Origin of the sequence: Sphingomonas sp. J344 (assembly GCF_024700005.1) — a bacterium.
Taxonomy (GTDB): Bacteria; Pseudomonadota; Alphaproteobacteria; order Sphingomonadales; family Sphingomonadaceae; genus Sphingomonas.
In genome coordinates, this window is sequence record NZ_JAJONB010000001.1 from 2,585,810 (window position 1) to 2,600,666 (window position 14,857).

General features: G+C 66.4%; 12 protein-coding genes and 3 pseudogenes. 9 read left to right on the forward strand and 6 right to left on the reverse strand.

Annotated features, from left to right (window positions below):
- Positions 1 to 431: 431 nt before the first annotated feature.
- From LRS12_RS13115 to LRS12_RS13125, 4 genes are all read left to right on the forward strand, one after another.
- On the forward strand, positions 432 to 572 hold the full coding sequence (locus LRS12_RS13115; RefSeq protein WP_257844921.1) for a hypothetical protein: 141 nt from the start codon (positions 432 to 434) through the stop codon (positions 570 to 572).
- An 84-nt stretch (positions 573 to 656) separates the two neighbouring features.
- Positions 657 to 851, forward strand: coding sequence for a hypothetical protein (locus tag LRS12_RS20045; RefSeq protein ID WP_308223022.1), 195 nt, complete (start codon positions 657 to 659; stop codon positions 849 to 851).
- Complete coding sequence (locus tag LRS12_RS13120) at positions 826 to 1,449, forward strand: oxygenase MpaB family protein (RefSeq protein ID WP_308223023.1); 624 nt, start codon at positions 826 to 828, stop codon at positions 1,447 to 1,449. Before LRS12_RS20045 ends, LRS12_RS13120 begins: the two co-directional genes overlap by 26 nt.
- 34 nt (positions 1,450 to 1,483) lie before the next feature.
- Positions 1,484 to 2,245: a hypothetical protein gene (locus tag LRS12_RS13125; RefSeq protein WP_257844922.1), complete on the forward strand. Its 762-nt coding sequence runs from the start codon at positions 1,484 to 1,486 to the stop codon at positions 2,243 to 2,245.
- Between the two features lie 44 nt (positions 2,246 to 2,289).
- On the opposite strand, the gene ychF is transcribed toward LRS12_RS13125, so the two are convergent.
- The 3 genes and pseudogenes from ychF to LRS12_RS13140 all read right to left on the reverse strand — a co-directional run bounded on the left by ychF (position 2,290) and on the right by LRS12_RS13140 (position 4,641).
- Positions 2,290 to 3,390, reverse strand: a complete 1,101-nt coding sequence (gene ychF, locus LRS12_RS13130) for a redox-regulated ATPase YchF (protein ID WP_257844923.1) — start codon at positions 3,388 to 3,390, stop codon at positions 2,290 to 2,292.
- Between the two features lie 107 nt (positions 3,391 to 3,497).
- Positions 3,498 to 3,963, reverse strand: a pseudogene (locus LRS12_RS13135) (glycine zipper 2TM domain-containing protein).
- A gap of 78 nt (positions 3,964 to 4,041) precedes the next feature.
- Positions 4,042 to 4,641, reverse strand: coding sequence for a TIGR02466 family protein (locus tag LRS12_RS13140; protein WP_257844924.1), 600 nt, complete (start codon positions 4,639 to 4,641; stop codon positions 4,042 to 4,044).
- A gap of 112 nt (positions 4,642 to 4,753) precedes the next feature.
- Between LRS12_RS13140 and LRS12_RS13145 the strand changes: the two genes are divergently transcribed.
- Positions 4,754 to 5,290: a hypothetical protein gene (locus LRS12_RS13145; protein WP_257844925.1), complete on the forward strand. Its 537-nt coding sequence runs from the start codon at positions 4,754 to 4,756 to the stop codon at positions 5,288 to 5,290.
- Positions 5,291 to 5,450: 160 nt separating this feature from the next.
- The gene (locus LRS12_RS13150) at positions 5,451 to 6,461 is read left to right on the forward strand and encodes a transferrin-binding protein-like solute binding protein (protein ID WP_257844926.1); all 1,011 of its coding nucleotides are present in this window, start codon (positions 5,451 to 5,453) and stop codon (positions 6,459 to 6,461) included.
- A gap of 58 nt (positions 6,462 to 6,519) precedes the next feature.
- Here the strand turns inward: LRS12_RS13150 and pth are convergent, their stop codons facing one another.
- The 3 genes from pth to LRS12_RS13165 all read right to left on the reverse strand — a co-directional run bounded on the left by pth (position 6,520) and on the right by LRS12_RS13165 (position 8,820).
- A complete protein-coding gene (gene pth, locus LRS12_RS13155) occupies positions 6,520 to 7,092 on the reverse strand; it encodes an aminoacyl-tRNA hydrolase (RefSeq protein ID WP_257844927.1) in 573 nt (190 codons plus the stop codon).
- 85 nt (positions 7,093 to 7,177) lie between these two features.
- On the reverse strand, positions 7,178 to 7,864 hold the full coding sequence (locus tag LRS12_RS13160; RefSeq protein WP_257844928.1) for a 50S ribosomal protein L25/general stress protein Ctc: 687 nt from the start codon (positions 7,862 to 7,864) through the stop codon (positions 7,178 to 7,180).
- A 110-nt stretch (positions 7,865 to 7,974) separates the two neighbouring features.
- The gene (locus tag LRS12_RS13165; RefSeq protein ID WP_257844929.1) at positions 7,975 to 8,820 is read right to left on the reverse strand and encodes a TraB/GumN family protein; all 846 of its coding nucleotides are present in this window, start codon (positions 8,818 to 8,820) and stop codon (positions 7,975 to 7,977) included.
- An 81-nt stretch (positions 8,821 to 8,901) separates the two neighbouring features.
- Between LRS12_RS13165 and LRS12_RS13170 the strand changes: the two genes are divergently transcribed.
- The 3 genes and pseudogenes from LRS12_RS13170 to ppdK all read left to right on the forward strand — a co-directional run bounded on the left by LRS12_RS13170 (position 8,902) and on the right by ppdK (position 14,852).
- Positions 8,902 to 9,795, forward strand: a complete 894-nt coding sequence (locus LRS12_RS13170) for a glycine--tRNA ligase subunit alpha (RefSeq protein WP_257844930.1) — start codon at positions 8,902 to 8,904, stop codon at positions 9,793 to 9,795.
- Positions 9,792 to 11,937: pseudogene (glyS, locus tag LRS12_RS13175) on the forward strand (glycine--tRNA ligase subunit beta). Before LRS12_RS13170 ends, glyS begins: the two are co-directional and overlap by 4 nt.
- Before the next feature lie 250 nt (positions 11,938 to 12,187).
- Positions 12,188 to 14,852: pseudogene (gene ppdK / locus LRS12_RS13180) on the forward strand (pyruvate, phosphate dikinase).
- Positions 14,853 to 14,857 lie beyond the last annotated feature (5 nt).

Sequence of the window (14,857 nt, forward strand, 5' to 3'; positions counted from 1 at the left end):
CGTCGGTGTCGGTTGCGCATGTTGCCCATGGTCGTGTGCGGGAGCCGGCGCGGGCGTGGGAGTGGGGGGTGGGGGTGGGGGTGGGTGCCGGCATCGTGTGCTGGCTATGGTCATGAGTCTGCGCTGCGGCCGCAACCGGCAGCGCCGTCGCCGCGAGCAACGCGGCGAGCGTCGTAGGTGTGTTCATTGTCCAAACTCCGTGAATGATCGGGGATGCGGGTCCGTGCCCGCGACCGATCAGCCGCGCGGAGGGGGGTGGTTCGGGCGTCAGCAGCGCTCCGGCCATTGCGCGGGTCGGAGCGGAGGCAGCATGCGCAGCGACGAGCGCGTGCGGCGCGGCTACCGATGCAGTTTTCATCGTGGCGGGGGCGATGCAGCCGACGCACAGCGGCTTGCCCATAACGGGGGCGGGATCGCGTTCCGGCGCGGGCATGTCGTGGTCCATCGGCATCGGCGTCGCCATCGTGCCGGCCGCCTCATGGCACGGCGGTGCCGCCGCCGCAGGGGCGGGCAGGGTGCCGAGCACCAGTGCAATCAGGATCAGCAGTCGCACGATCATCCCGTCGCACTAGCATTGCCGCGCGGGTCGCGACAACCTAGCTTCACCCGATGCCGCCCCCGACCTCGCTGCCGGTCTTCGCAAGCGCCTGATCGGCGTGATCCGCGCGACGTTCAACGATCAGGCCAAGGGCGAGACGCCCGTGGTGCGCAGCGATGACGCGCTGTTCCCGCGCGACAGCGTCACCTGGCGCGTGCATGGCGACGTCACAACGATGATGGTCGGCGGGGTCGCGTCGCTGCTGCTGCAGATGCTGCATCTCCGCGGTGCTGGCGGGGGTGTGGGACCATAGCGCGTTCCGCAAGGATATGCTCGGCCGGCTGCGCCGCACCGCGCGGTTCATCGCCGAGACCACCTACGCCGAACGCGGCATCGCCGAGGCGACGATCGCCAAGGTGCGCGAAGTGCATGAACGAGTCGCGGGGGTACTGCCCGACGGCACGCCGTATCGCGCCGACGATCCCGAACTGTTGGCGTGGGTGCATGTGACGGAGATGTGGAGCTTCCTCGCCGCGTGGCAGCGCTACGGCGTGCCGGTCAGCCGGGCGGAGGAAGATGTCTATTACACCGAAACCGCGCGGATTGCCGAGGCGCTAGGGGCCGACCCGGTACCTCGCAGCCGGTTCGAGGCGGAGGGGCTGATCGCGGCGATGCGGTCGCAACTGGTGGTCGACGATCGCACGCGCGAGGTCGCGCATTTTTTGCTCGGCCACCCGCCCACCAGCCTGGCGATGGCGCCGGCGCAGGCGGCGATCTTCGCGGCAGCGGTCGATCTGCTCCCCGATTGGGCGCGTGCGATGCATGGCCTGCAACGTCCGGTTGCCACGTTGCCGCTGGTGCGGGGATCGACGCTGGCGATCGCCAAGACATTCCGCTGGGCGTTTCACTAGCGGAACCAATTTTGGCCGCTTAGGTTGTCGCGCCATGAGCAATCCCCGCGCTGTCGCCACGCTGATCCTTGCCTTTGCGCAGATCGCCACGCCGTTGCTGCCGATGATCGGCATCGGCGAGCCGGTCGGCGAGCAATCGGGGCAGACCCAGACGCTGATCACGCCCGCCGGATGGGCCTTTGCCATCTGGGCGCCGCTCTATTTCGGCACGATCGCCTATGCGATCTGGCAGCTGTTGCCGGCGCAGCGGGACAGTCATCTGGTGCGGCGGATCGGTTGGCACGCGGCGGGCGCGTTTCTGGGCAATGCGGTGTGGGTCGCCTATACGCAGCTGTGGGGGCTCGGCTTCCCGTCGGTGCTGATCATCATGTTCACGCTGGTCAATCTGCTGGCGATCCTGCGCATCTTTGCCAGCATGCCGCGCTTTACCGCCGGAGAGCGGCTGGCCGCCGTCCTGCCGCTTAGCGCGCTGGCCGGGTGGCTGACAGCCGCGACGATAGTCAATATCGCCGCCGCGCTGAACTTCCACGACATCGTCCTCCCCGGACCGGCACCGCTAATTGCGGCGGCGATATTGACCGTCGGCGGGCTAATCGTCGCGGCGGCACTGGTCGGGACCGGCGGCAATCCCTGGTATCCGCTGCCGTTCCTTTGGGCGCTGTTTGCGATCCACCAAAAGCTCGGCGACGAGTATCCCCCGATCGCCACCGCGACGCTCGTTGCGGGGCTGCTGGTGGTTGCCACGCTGGTCGTGATGCTGGCCAGCGCGGAGCGCCGGGCGCGCTATCTGGGGTAGGACGCCATGCTCCCCTCCCAGTCAGGGAGGGGAAGTGGAAAACGTCAGACGTTGAACCGGAACAGCATCACGTCGCCGTCCTGGACGACATATTCCTTGCCTTCCGAGCGCAGCTTGCCGTTGTCGCGTGCGCCGGTTTCGCCGTTGAACTTGACGTAATCGTCGAACGCGATCGTTTCGGCGCGGATGAAGCCGCGTTCGAAATCGGTGTGGATCTCGCCCGCCGCCTGCGGTGCCTTCGCGCCGACATGGGTGGTCCAGGCGCGCGCTTCTTTGGGCCCGACGGTGAAGAAGGTCAGCAGGTGGAGCAGCGAATAGCCGGCGCGGATCACCCGGGTCAGGCCGGTTTCCTGTAGGCCCAGCTCGGCGAGGAATTCGCCGCGCTCTTCGGCGGGCATCGTCGCGATCTCGGCCTCGATCGCGGCGGAGACGACGACGGCCTGCGCGCCCTCGGCCTTGGCCTTTTCGAACACGCGCGCCGAATAATCGTTGCCGTCGGCGGCATGTTCCTCGTTGACGTTGCAGACATAGAGGACCGGCTTGGCGGTGATCAGCTGCGCCTGCTTGAGGACGCGCTCCTCTTCGACGTCATTCGGTTCGACCAGCCGGGCGGGTTTCCCTTCGCGCAGCAGGTCGAGCGCCTGTGCCAGCACCGTTGCGGCAATCTTGGCTTCCTTGTCGCCCTGCGCGGCCTTCTTTTGAAGGTTCGGCACGCGCTTTTCGAGGCTTTCGAGGTCGGACAGCATCAGCTCGGTCTCGACCGTCTCGGCGTCGGCGATCGGATCGACCTTGTTGTCGACATGCTGGATGTCGTCATTCTCGAAACAGCGCAGAACATGGACGATCGCGTCCACCTCGCGGATGTTGCCGAGGAACTGGTTGCCCAGGCCCTCGCCCTTGCTCGCGCCGCGCACCAGACCGGCGATGTCGACGAACCCCAGCTGAGTCTCGATGATCTTTGCCGATCCGGCGATCTTCGCCAGCGCCTGAAGCCGGTCGTCGGGGACAGCGACGTTGCCGACATTCGGCTCGATCGTGCAGAAGGGATAATTGGCCGCCTGTGCCGCCGCAGTCTGCGTCAGCGCGTTGAAAAGCGTCGATTTGCCGACATTCGGCAGGCCGACAATGCCGCAGCGAAAGCCCATTGGTCTCTAGGTCCTGTGATCCGGGAAAGGCGCGCAGATACGCCGGAGACAGGCAAAAGGCTAGGGGTGCAATTCCTCCCCCGCCGGTGGCGGGGGAGGTTGATCACTCAGCGGCAGCGCACGTTGCCGCGATCCAGCTCACGGCCCAGCACGGCGCCGCCGGCACCGCCAAGGATCACGCCGAGCAGGTCGCCATTGCCGATTCGCGCCGCCGAGGATCCCGCCCAGCGCCGCGCCGACCACAAGGCCGGTGGTGCCGTCGCCACGGCGGCAATAATAGCGCCCGTCGCGGCCGCGATAGATGCGGTCCTGACGGCTCAGCCGACGCTCGCGATAATTGCCCTGACGATAGGCGCGCGAGGCGTCCCAGTTGCGGTCATTGTCGCGCCAGCGATAATCGCGGTCGCGATAGTCCCGCCGCTCGCCATAGCGCCGGTCGCGGCGCTCATTGTATTCGCGGTCACGCTCGCGCTCACGCTCCTGCCAGCTTTGCGCCGATGCAGTGGTGGACATGAGGGCGGTGCTCGGGACGGCGAGCGACAGCGCCAACAGTGCGAAAAGGCCCTTGCGCATGGTCAATCTCCAGATGGACAGGCAGTCTAACCGTATCACGAGCGAAATGGTTCCGCGAGCGATCGGCGCGACCCGAATTCAGCGGTAGTTGAAGCTGATGCTGATCCGCTCGCCTTTGCCCGCATGCGGCATGACTTCGTGCCGCAGCCAGCTTTCCCACAGGAAGATGCTGCCCGGCGCAGGCTGCGCATAGACGAAGGTCTGTAGATCTTCGGGCGCGTCGGGGCGACGGGACGGGGCGGCCATCAGCATGGGGAGGCGCGGGTCCTCCAGCTTGAGCGCGCCGGCGCCCGGCGGCACTTCGATATAGATGGTCCCCGAAACCACGCTGTGCGGGTGGATATGTCCCGAATGGGTCCCGCCGGGCTTGAGGACGTTCACCCAAAGGCTGTCGAGTTTCAGCTTTCGCGACAGATCCAGCGCGCAGGCATCGGCGAAGCGCGCGACCTGGCGGTTGAGGTGGCGGACGAGGTCGGCGAAGCGCGGATCGCGATCCGGGAGGTCGTCGAGCGAGGCATAGCTGGTGTAGCCCCGATACCCATGGTCCTTCGACCAGCGCTGCCCCGCCCGATCATGCGCTGCAAGGTCACGGCACGCGTCGGCCAGCTCGGCCAGCAATGCCGGGTCGTCGAGCGTCGTTTGTGAAAAGCGCGTGGCGAACAGCGTCTTGATCGTCATGCCGCCCGAACAGCATGGACTCGATCGCTGTGCAAGCTGCGCTTGGTTGACAGCGGGCGACGGGGCGTCAAAGTCGCGCGATCAAGATTTGATTGGGGAGGACGTCAAGTCCATGAAGAGGTTCGCATTCCTCGCGCCGCTGGCGCTGTTCGCGCTGGCCGGGTGCGGCGATAATGGCGCGCAGGAGAAGGCTGCGGCGGAGGCCAAGGCCAAAGCCGCTGCGAAGCGCAAGGCGCAGGATCTTCAGGATGCGCTGGCACTCAATGTGCGCTGCTACGCTGCGGTGAAGTGGCAGCAACGGCTGCTCGACAGCCCCGTGCCGCGCAACATCGCGGGGGGGAGCGCGCCGTTCCTCGCCTATTATCGCGGCATGATCGAGAAGAAGCTGGGGGATCAGGTGATCCCGGCCGATCCGCCCAAGCCGGAATTGTCGAAGGCCGGACTCGACGCCTATCTCGACTGGGCAGTGAAGGATCAGATCGACACCAATTTCACCAAGAGCGACCGTGCCCAGGCACATGCTCAGGTCACCACTTGCATCCAGAGTGCCGCTGAATTCGGCACCGGGACGATGGCAAAGATCAGTCCTGCAGAGCGGTTCGGCAAGATTCAGCAGCTGCGCGGCCTGCTCGGGCAGCTGGGCGACTGACGCAGGAACGCGCCGGTGCGGCGAAACCCGCACCGGCGCTCTTCCGTTTCGCGGCTAGCCACGCTACCGCAGCACCCGAGTGGTCGCGGCAACGCGGCCCGTTCATCCACGGTACAGGCGCAACGCGCCTTCCAGACGGCCACGTTACAGGAGTCGCAGTATGATTCGCCGTTCCATCCTGATTGCCAGCACCGCTGTTGTCCTGGTCGTAGCCGGCTGCAGCGGCGGCGACGACGACGCGACGCCGACCCCAACCCCGACGCCCAGCTCCAGCGTGACGCCGACGCCGTCGCCGATCAGCTATTCCACGCTTCCGATAACCGCGGCCAATGCCGCTGAATTCTTCACCGTCAGCGCCGCGACCAGCTATACCGGCGACGCGGCGGCTGGACCGGTCACCCTTGGCGCCGCGGGCACCGACGCATTTTCGAATCGTGTCCGCCTTGCGCTCCAGGGCACCTTGACCTCGACCTCGACGACCGAACTGGTCGTGCGAGAGAATACCGAAGAGTCGCGCTTCACCGGCGCCGACCTCCTCACGGCGCCAGCGCCGGCGGTCACCGAATATGTGCTGCGCGAGACGACTGCGCCGACCACGGCGGGCGCGTTCACTCAGCTGGACCTGCTCAACAACACCGTTTCGGGGCAGGTCACGTCCGATACCGCGCTGGCGCTGACCCGGGTCAGCTATGCCGGCTGGTGGCGCGGCGACAGCACGGCGGGTGCGAAGCGGATCACCTATGGCGTGTTCGGCTATCCGACGGTCGTTTCCGACATGCCGACCACCGGGACGGTGAGCTATACCGTCCGGATCGCCGGTCGTTCGGTGATCGCCCCGGCGGCAGGCGCGAGCCCGGTCGACAAGCTGGGCGGCACGGCGACGCTGTCGATCAACTATGCGACGGGGCTGGTCACGCTGACGCTCAACCTCGAGCGCCTCACGACGGGCGGTAATATTGCGCTCGGCACCTTCACCGGCACCGGCGCGATCCCCGTCGGCAGCAACCAGTTCACCGGCAGCTTCGGCCCGGGCAGCACCGTGGGCGGCACCTTCCAGGGCCTGGCCTATGGTCCGCAGGCGGCCGAGATCGGCATCAGCTTCGCGATCAGCGGCGCGGTCGCCGCGGGCGACGCCCGCGCGGTCGGTGTGGTGGTCGGCAAGAAGAGCTGATCTTTACGCAAAGTCTATGGAAAAGGCCGGGGCGACCCGGCCTTTTTTGTGTCCGGGGTCAGGGTCGCTGCAGTCGCAACGCGATGTCGTTCATGAACCGCGCATCGTCGCCCTTTGCGAGCCATTCGGCCTCGCCCGCGATCGCGCCAAGCAGGTCGGACAGATCTTCGATCTCCGCCTTGGCGTAATTGCCGAGGACGTATCCGGTGACGCGGTCCTTGTGTCCCGGATGGCCGATGCCGATCCGTACGCGGCGGAAATCCGCCCCGATATGCGCGATCGCGCTGCGGATGCCGTTCTGTCCGGCCGCGCCGCCGCCGCGCTTTACCTTGACCTGGAACGGGGCAAGGTCGAGCTCGTCGTGGAACACGGTGACCGCCTCAGGCTCCAGCTTGTAGAAGTCCAGCGCCGCGCGGATCGCCCGGCCGCTTTCGTTCATGTAGGTGGCTGGCTTGAGCAGCAGGATCTTGTCACCGCCGATCCGCCCTTCCTGAAACCAGCCCTGGAATTTCCTTGCGGGCGCCGAAAAGCCGTGCACTTCGGCGATGGCATCGGCGGCCATGAAGCCGACATTGTGCCGGTTCATCGCATATTCGGGGCCGGGATTGCCCAGGCCAACCCAGAGCTGCATCGGTCAATTGTTCCCACAAGCAAGAAGCGCCCCCGCACGCGGGTGCGGAGGCGCTCCTAATTGATCGGCAGATGCCGCGAAAGGCTTACTCGCCGTCCTTGGCCTCGCCCTCGGCAGCGTCACCCTCGGCAGGAGCCTCTTCGGCAGGTGCCTCGGCTTCGGCCTCAGCCGCCTCGGCTGCTTCAGCCTCTTCGGCCTTCAGCGCCGCCGGAGCAGCGATGGTGGCGATGGTGAAGTCGCGGTCGGTGATCGCGCTGGTCACGCCCTTGGGCAGGGTCACCGCCGAGATGTGCAGCGAATCGCCGACTTCGAGGCCCTTGAGCGAGATGGTGATCTCGCTGGGGATCTCGGCCGCGTCGCACACCAGCTCCAGCTCGTGACGGACGATGTTGAGGACCGCGCCCTTCTTGATGCCGGGCGACGCGTCTTCGTCAGTGAACACGACCGGCACCGCAACGGTAACCTTGGCGTGCTCGGAGATGCGCAGGAAATCGACATGGACCGGGCGTTCGGTCACCACGTCGAGCGACACGTCCTTGGGAAGCGTACGGATCGCCTTGCCGCCCAGACCTTCGATCATCACGACCGAGTTCATGAAGTGGCCGGTGTGCAACGCCTTGTACAGCGCGCGCTCATCCAGGTGGATGCTCGTCGGTTCCTGATTGTTGCCGTAAATCACGGCGGGGACGCGGCCTTCACGACGCAGCGCCCGGGAGGCTCCCTTGCCAACCCGGTCGCGCGTCTCGGCCGACAGCGTAAGCGTGTCGCTCATATGTCGTTCCAATGCGCTAAAGTGTTTCCAATTCCGCCCAGGCCTCCAGGGATGACCCTGACCGGAAGCGCGCGCCTATAGGCGGGGAGGGCGCAAAAGGCAAGCTGCGGTCAATAAGCCACCCGCTCGACCTTCAGTCCCTTTTCGCCGAGCAGCGCCTGGACGCTGCCCTTGCCGGCGAGGTGTCCCGCGCCGACCGCAACGAATACCGTGCCCGGGCGATGCATCCGCGCGGCGATCCAGTCGGCGAAGCGGGCGTTGCGGCGGGCGATCACCGCTTCGGCGATTTCGGGTGAGGCCACCGCGCCGCGGTTCATCTCAGCGCCGACGCTTTCGGCATCGCCCTTGGCCCAGGCCGCGACGAACTTGTCGAGCCGCGCCTTGGTCCCGGGCAGCGCCTTGACCGTTTCCTCGAGCATCGCACTCTGCGCCGCGCCCGACAGGCCGTCGAACAGCATCAGCTGCCCGCGTGCGGATTCGAGCGCCTTGACCGGCTTCCCCGCATCCTCCGCCGCCTCCGACAGGGTCGCCTCAACACCGTCGCCGGCGTCATAGCCCGCCTTCTTGACCGCCAGCTGCGCCAGCGTCAGCGCCGCCAGCCACGGCTCCTGCCTGTCGATCGCGCCCGCCGGCATGCCAAGATCGCGCGCCGCCTTGTCCACCTCCGGCGCGAAGGGCGGGCCGCCGCGCGTGCCGAGTTGCGCGGTCAGCGCGGCGATCGCCTGCGGATCGGGCCTGGCGATCTCCAGAACCACCTCGTCGCTCGCATCGAACGCCTCGCGCACGCCCTCGTCGAACCAGTGCATGCGGGGCTTGAGCACATGGACGGTGCCGAACAGATAGATGGTGGTGTCGCCATCCTTGACCACCCACAGGGCTGGGTCGGCATCCTCGCCGAACAGCGAGCAGCTGGAGAGGAGCAGGGCGGCGAGGGGAACGATCAGACGCTTCAACATGATCGCCCCTCCAAAGCCGCCCCTGTGCCCCGCGTCAACCGCAGTTGACCGCCCTTCGCCCTTTCGCCAAAGCCCGGCACCATGACCACGCCGCTCAGCTTCCAGGGCATGATCCTCAAGCTCCATGACTATTGGAGCCAGCGGGGCTGCCTCATCCTGCAACCCTATGACATGCGCATGGGCGCGGGGACGTTTCATACCGCCACGACGCTGCGCGCGCTGGGGCCTGAGCCGTGGAACGCCGCGTTCGTCCAGCCGTGCCGCCGCCCGACCGATGGCCGCTATGGCGAGAACCCGAACCGGTTGCAGCACTATTACCAGTATCAGGTGATCCTGAAGCCCAGCCCGCCCGACCTGCAGGAACTGTATCTCGGCAGCCTGACCGCGATCGGCATCGATCCGCTCAAGCACGATATCCGCTTCGTCGAAGATGACTGGGAATCGCCGACGCTCGGCGCCTGGGGCCTAGGCTGGGAAGTGTGGTGCGATGGGATGGAGGTGACGCAGTTCACCTATTTCCAGCAGATGGGCGGGTTCGACTGCAAGCCGGTGGCGGGCGAGCTGACCTACGGTCTCGAACGCCTCGCAATGTATATCCAGAACAAGGACAGCGTGTACGATCTGGCGTTCAACGACGCGGGCGTGACCTATGGCGATGTGTTCCTCGAGAACGAGCGCCAGATGTCGAAGTACAACTTCGAGGTCGCCGACACCGACACGCTGTTCGAGGGCTTCCGCAAGGCGATGGCCGAGTGCGAGAATTGCCTGACCAACAACGTTCCCATCGCCGCCTATGAACAGGCGATCGAGGCGAGCCATTTGTTCAACTTGCTCCAGGCGCGCGGCGTCATCTCGGTCGCCGAGCGTCAGGCCTATATCGGCCGCGTCCGCGATCTCGCGAAGGGCAGCTGTGAGAAGTACATCGCGCACATGACCCCCGACTGGAGCGCGAAATATCCGGAGTGGTCGCTGTGACCGACTTCCTCCTCGAACTCCGCTCCGAAGAAATCCCCGCACGCATGCAGGACAAGGCGCGCGAGGATCTTGCGCGCCTGTTCACCGCCGAACTCGACAAGGCGGGACTGAAGGCCGCCGAACTCGTCACCTATGCCACCCCGCGCCGCCTCACACTGATTGCGCGCGATCTGCCCGAGCAGACGGAGGCGCTGCGTGAGGAACTAAAGGGGCCTCCGGTTGATGCGCCACAGCCAGCGATCGACGGCTTTCTAAAGAAGGCTCAGATTGAGTTTACTGGCTGCGAAGTTCGCGACGTCAAGGGCCGCGCGACCTTGTTCGCGGTGATCGACAAGCCGGGCCGCGCCACGGCGGACGTGCTGACCGAAGCGATCCCGGCGATCGTGCGAGCTTTCCCCTGGCCGAAGTCGATGCGCTGGGGCGAGGCCTCGCTGTCGACCGAGAGCCTGCGCTGGGTCCGCCCGCTGCAGGGCATAGTGGCGCTGCTGGGCGAGCAGATCGTCGAGTGTGAGGTCGCCGGAGTGAAATCGGGTGCCGCCACGGTCGGGCACCGTTTCCACCATCCGGGCGTCATCACCATCGGCAGCGCCGCCGACTATGTCGAAAAGCTGCGCGCATGCCATGTCATCGTCGACCAACATGAGCGCCGCGCGACCATCGCGGTCGGCGCGAAGCTGGCGGCGAACAAGGCCGGGCTGACCTTGGTCGAGGACGAAGGGCTGCTGATCGAGAATGCGGGCCTCACCGAATGGCCGGTGCCGCTGCTCGGCCGCTTCGATGAAGCGTTTCTGGATGTGCCGCCCGAGGTGATCCAGCTCACCGCGCGCGTGAACCAGAAATATTTTGTCTGCACAAATGCCGAGGGCAAGCTCGCCAACGCCTTCATCTGCACCGCGAATATCGACGCGGCGGATGGCGGCGACAAGATCGTCGAGGGCAACCAGAAGGTCCTCGCCGCGCGGTTGAGCGATGCGCGGTTCTTTTACGAAACCGATTTGAAGACGCGGCTGGATGACCTGCGTCCGAAGCTCGAAAAGATCGTTTTTCATGAGAAGCTGGGGACGGTTGCCGACAAGGTCGATCGCGTTGCCAAGCTGGCCCGGTGGTTGGTTGAGCAACAAATCGTCACCCCAGCGAAAGCTGGGGTCTCCCGCGATGGCACCGCGCAAGAGCCGCAAAAGACCCCAGCTTCCGCTGGGGTGACGGAATTGGCCGACCTCGCCGAACGCGCCGCGCGGCTGTGCAAGGCGGACCTCGTCACCGGCATGGTCGGCGAATTCCCCGAGTTGCAGGGCCTGATGGGCGGCTATTACGCAGCTGCACAGGGCGAAGACCCCGCCGTCGCCGCCGCGATCCGCGACCATTACAAGCCGGTCGGGCAGGGCGACGAAGTGCCGACCTCGCCGGTTACGGTGGCGGTGTCGCTGGCGGATAAGCTGGATACGATTTCGGCATTTTTCGCGGTTGGTTTGCCGCCGTCCGGTTCGAAGGATCCGTTTGCGCTGCGTCGTGCTGCTCTGGGCGTCCTGGCGCTGATGACCACGAACAATCTTCGCTTCGATCTGGCAAATCTCATGCAATTGGCCACCATGTGGCTGCGCTATTCCCGTCACGATCTGACCGGGTTTTCTGCTCAGACTCGTGACTTCTTCGCCGACCGCCTCAAGGTCCAGCAGCGCGAAGCGGGCGTCCGCCACGACCTGATCGACGCGGTGTTCGCGCTGGGCGGGGAGGATGATCTCGTCCGCCTTCTCGCGCGCGTCCATGCGCTGCAGGCGTTCATGGCGACCGAGGATGGGGCGAATTTGCTCGCCGGCTACAAGCGCGCGGCGAATATCCTGAAGAAGGAGGGCGGCGTGCCCGAGGGGGGCGGGGGCCAATGCGTCGCCCGAACCCGCCGAGGCGGCCCTGATCTCCGCGCTCGACGCGGCCGAGCCGAAGGCTGCGGCGGCGGTCGAGGCGGAGGACTTCGAGGGCGCGATGGCCGCGCTCGCGACGCTGCGCGCGCCGATCGACGCGTTCTTTGAGGATGTGACGGTCAACGACGCCGACAAGGACAAGCGCGCCGCACGCCTCGCGTTGCTCGCCCGCATGCGCGATGCCGTTCACCGCGTCGCGGATTTCGGGAAGATCGAGGGGTAGGCGGCGTCTCGGCAACCTGGGAATTTCTGGTCACCCCGGACTTGTTCCGGGGTCCACTCCTCCACTTGGGCGTCCGCGCATGGGGCGCGGTGGACCCCGGAACAAGTCCGGGGTGACGAGGTCAGTTTATTGGGCCACCCCCAAATTTCACACGCCTGTAGCATTTCTTCCCCCTGACAACGGGGGACAAGCCCTTTCGCCTTCTTCGCACCTGCGGTAGGCCCCGCGCCAAGTCACGGAAGGGGTTTGAATGACTCGCTATGTGTACCGCTTCGGCGGGGATGTTTCCGACGGCGGCCAGGGCGACAAGAATCTGCTCGGCGGCAAGGGCGCGAACCTCGATGGGATGGCGTCGATCGGCCTTCCGGTGCCTCCGGGCTTCACCATCTCGACCCCGGTCTGCGCGCTCTATTACGAGAATGGCCAGACCTTTCCCGACAGCCTGAAGGCCGAGGTGTCGACCGGGATCGCGCATATCGAGGGGATTACCGGCAAGCGCTTTGGCGACGCCGCCGATCCGTTGCTGGTGTCGGTGCGTTCGGGCGCGCGGGCGTCGATGCCGGGGATGATGGATACGGTCCTCAACCTTGGCCTCAATGATGCGACGGTCGCGGGGCTCGCCGAAATCTCGGGCGACGCGCGGTTCGCGTGGGACAGCTATCGCCGCTTCATCCAGATGTATTCCGACGTCGTGCTCGAACTCGATCATGGCCGGTTCGAGGAAGCGCTGGAGATCGCCAAGGAGGATCGCGGCTATTTCCTCGATACCGAGATGACCGCCGCGGACTGGCAGAAGCTGGTCGAGGAATACAAGGCGATCGTGGTCGAGCTGTGGGGCAAGCCGTTCCCGCAGGATGTGCACGATCAGCTGTGGGGCGCGATCGGCGCAGTGTTCGGGTCGTGGCAGTCGGAGCGCGCGAAGGTCTATCGCCGCCTCAACGACATTCCGGCCGACTGGGGCACGGCGGTCAATGTCCAGGCGATGGTGTTCGGCAATATGGGCGACACCTCGGCCACCGGCGTCGCCTTCACCCGCGACCCCGCGACCGGCGAGAACGCCTATTATGGCGAGTTCCTGATCAACGCACAGGGCGAGGATGTCGTCGCGGGCATCCGCACGCCACAGTACCTGACCAAGGCGGCGCGCGAGCGGGCGGGGGCCAAGCCGCTGTCGATGGAAGAGGCGATGCCGGAAGCCTATGCCGAGCTGGCGCGCGTGTTCGACCAGCTCGAACGCCATTATCGCGACATGCAGGACATCGAGTTCACGGTCGAGCGCGGCAAGCTGTGGATGCTTCAGACGCGGTCCGGCAAGCGGACGGCTAAGGCCGCGCTCAAGATCGCGATCGACATGGCGAATGAGGTGCTGATCACGCGCGAGGAGGCGATCCTGCGCGTCGATCCGGCGGCGCTCGACCAGCTGCTCCACCCGACGCTGGACCCCAATGCGCCGCGCGACGTGCTGACCAAGGGGCTGCCCGCCTCGCCCGGGGCGGCGTCGGGCATCGCGGTGTTCGACAGCGATACCGCCGAGAAGCGCGCGGCGGCGGGCGAGGCGGTGATCCTGGTCCGCGTCGAAACCAGCCCGGAGGATATCCACGGCATGCACGCCGCCAAGGGCATCCTGACCGCGCGCGGCGGCATGACCAGCCATGCGGCGGTGGTGGCGCGCGGCATGGGCCGTCCCTGCGTCTCGGGCGCGGGCACGCTGTCGATCAAGGCATCCGAAGGCGTCATGCGGATCGGGTCGCGCGAGGTGCGCGCAGGCGAGGTTCTGACGATCGACGGATCGACCGGTGAGGTGATGCTGGGCGCGGTGCCGACGATCCAGCCCGAGCTGGCCGGCGATTTCGGCACGCTGATGGTCTGGGCCGACGAGGTCCGTCGACTGAAGGTCCGCACCAACGCCGAAACCCCGCTCGACTGCCGCACCGCGCGCGAGTTCGGCGCGGAGGGGATCGGGCTGTGCCGGACGGAGCATATGTTCTTCGACGCGGCGCGGATCACCGCGGTACGCCAGATGATCCTGGCAAGCGACGAGGCGGGCCGCCGCGCGGCGCTCGACAAGCTGCTGCCCGAACAGCGCGCCGACTTTATCGAGATATTCGAGGTGATGGCGGGGCTGCCCTGCACGATCCGCCTGCTCGATCCGCCGCTGCACGAATTCCTTCCGCATGAAGAGAGCGAATTCGAGGAAGTGGCGCGGGCGGCTGGACTCGATGTCGAAACGCTGCGTCGTCGCGCGGCGGAGCTGCACGAGTTCAACCCGATGCTCGGCCATCGCGGTTGCCGCCTCGGCGTGACCTATCCCGAGATCTACGAGATGCAGGCGCGCGCGATTTTCGAGGCGGCGTGCGCCGTCGCGGAAAAAGTCCGGCGCGGCGCCGGTGCCGGAGGTGATGATCCCGCTGGTCGGAACCAAGCGCGAGCTGGAGCTGATGAAGGCGGTGGTCGATCGCGCCGCGCAGGCGGTGTTCGCCGAACAGGGGCGGACGATCGAGTATCTGGTGGGTACGATGATCGAGCTGCCCCGCGCCGCATTGCGCGCCGGGGAGATCGCGGAGGCAGGGGCGTTCTTCAGCTTCGGTACCAATGACCTGACGCAGACGACGCTGGGCGTCAGCCGCGACGATGCGGGTCGGTTCCTGACGACCTATGTCGAAAAGGGTATCTACGCCCGCGATCCGTTCGTCAGCCTGGATGTCGAGGGTGTCGGCGAACTGATCAGCATCGCCGCCGAACGTGGCCGCGCGACCCGCCCGGACATCAAGCTCGGCATCTGTGGCGAGCATGGCGGCGACCCGGCGTCGATCGCATTCTGTGAGGAAACCGGGCTCGATTACGTCTCCGCCTCGCCCTATCGCGTGCCGATCGCGCGGCTCGCGGCGGCTCAGGCGGCGTTGCAGGCACGGTGAGTGGA

Excerpts from the sequence above, each read along its gene's own strand:
- LRS12_RS13145 (WP_257844925.1), top strand. The coding sequence starts at position 4,754 with ATGAAGAGGTTCGCATTCCTCGCGCCGCTGGCGCTGTTCGCGCTGGCC.
- LRS12_RS13125 (WP_257844922.1), top strand. The coding sequence starts at position 1,484 with ATGAGCAATCCCCGCGCTGTCGCCACGCTGATCCTTGCCTTTGCGCAG.
- LRS12_RS13150 (WP_257844926.1), top strand. The coding sequence starts at position 5,451 with ATGATTCGCCGTTCCATCCTGATTGCCAGCACCGCTGTTGTCCTGGTC.
- LRS12_RS13170 (WP_257844930.1), top strand. The coding sequence starts at position 8,902 with ATGACCACGCCGCTCAGCTTCCAGGGCATGATCCTCAAGCTCCATGAC.
- pth (WP_257844927.1), bottom strand. The coding sequence starts at position 7,092 with ATGCAGCTCTGGGTTGGCCTGGGCAATCCCGGCCCCGAATATGCGATG.
- LRS12_RS13140 (WP_257844924.1), bottom strand. The coding sequence starts at position 4,641 with ATGACGATCAAGACGCTGTTCGCCACGCGCTTTTCACAAACGACGCTC.
- LRS12_RS13165 (WP_257844929.1), bottom strand. The coding sequence starts at position 8,820 with ATGTTGAAGCGTCTGATCGTTCCCCTCGCCGCCCTGCTCCTCTCCAGC.
- LRS12_RS13115 (WP_257844921.1), top strand. The coding sequence starts at position 432 with ATGTCGTGGTCCATCGGCATCGGCGTCGCCATCGTGCCGGCCGCCTCA.
- ychF (WP_257844923.1), bottom strand. The coding sequence starts at position 3,390 with ATGGGCTTTCGCTGCGGCATTGTCGGCCTGCCGAATGTCGGCAAATCG.
- LRS12_RS13160 (WP_257844928.1), bottom strand. The coding sequence starts at position 7,864 with ATGAGCGACACGCTTACGCTGTCGGCCGAGACGCGCGACCGGGTTGGC.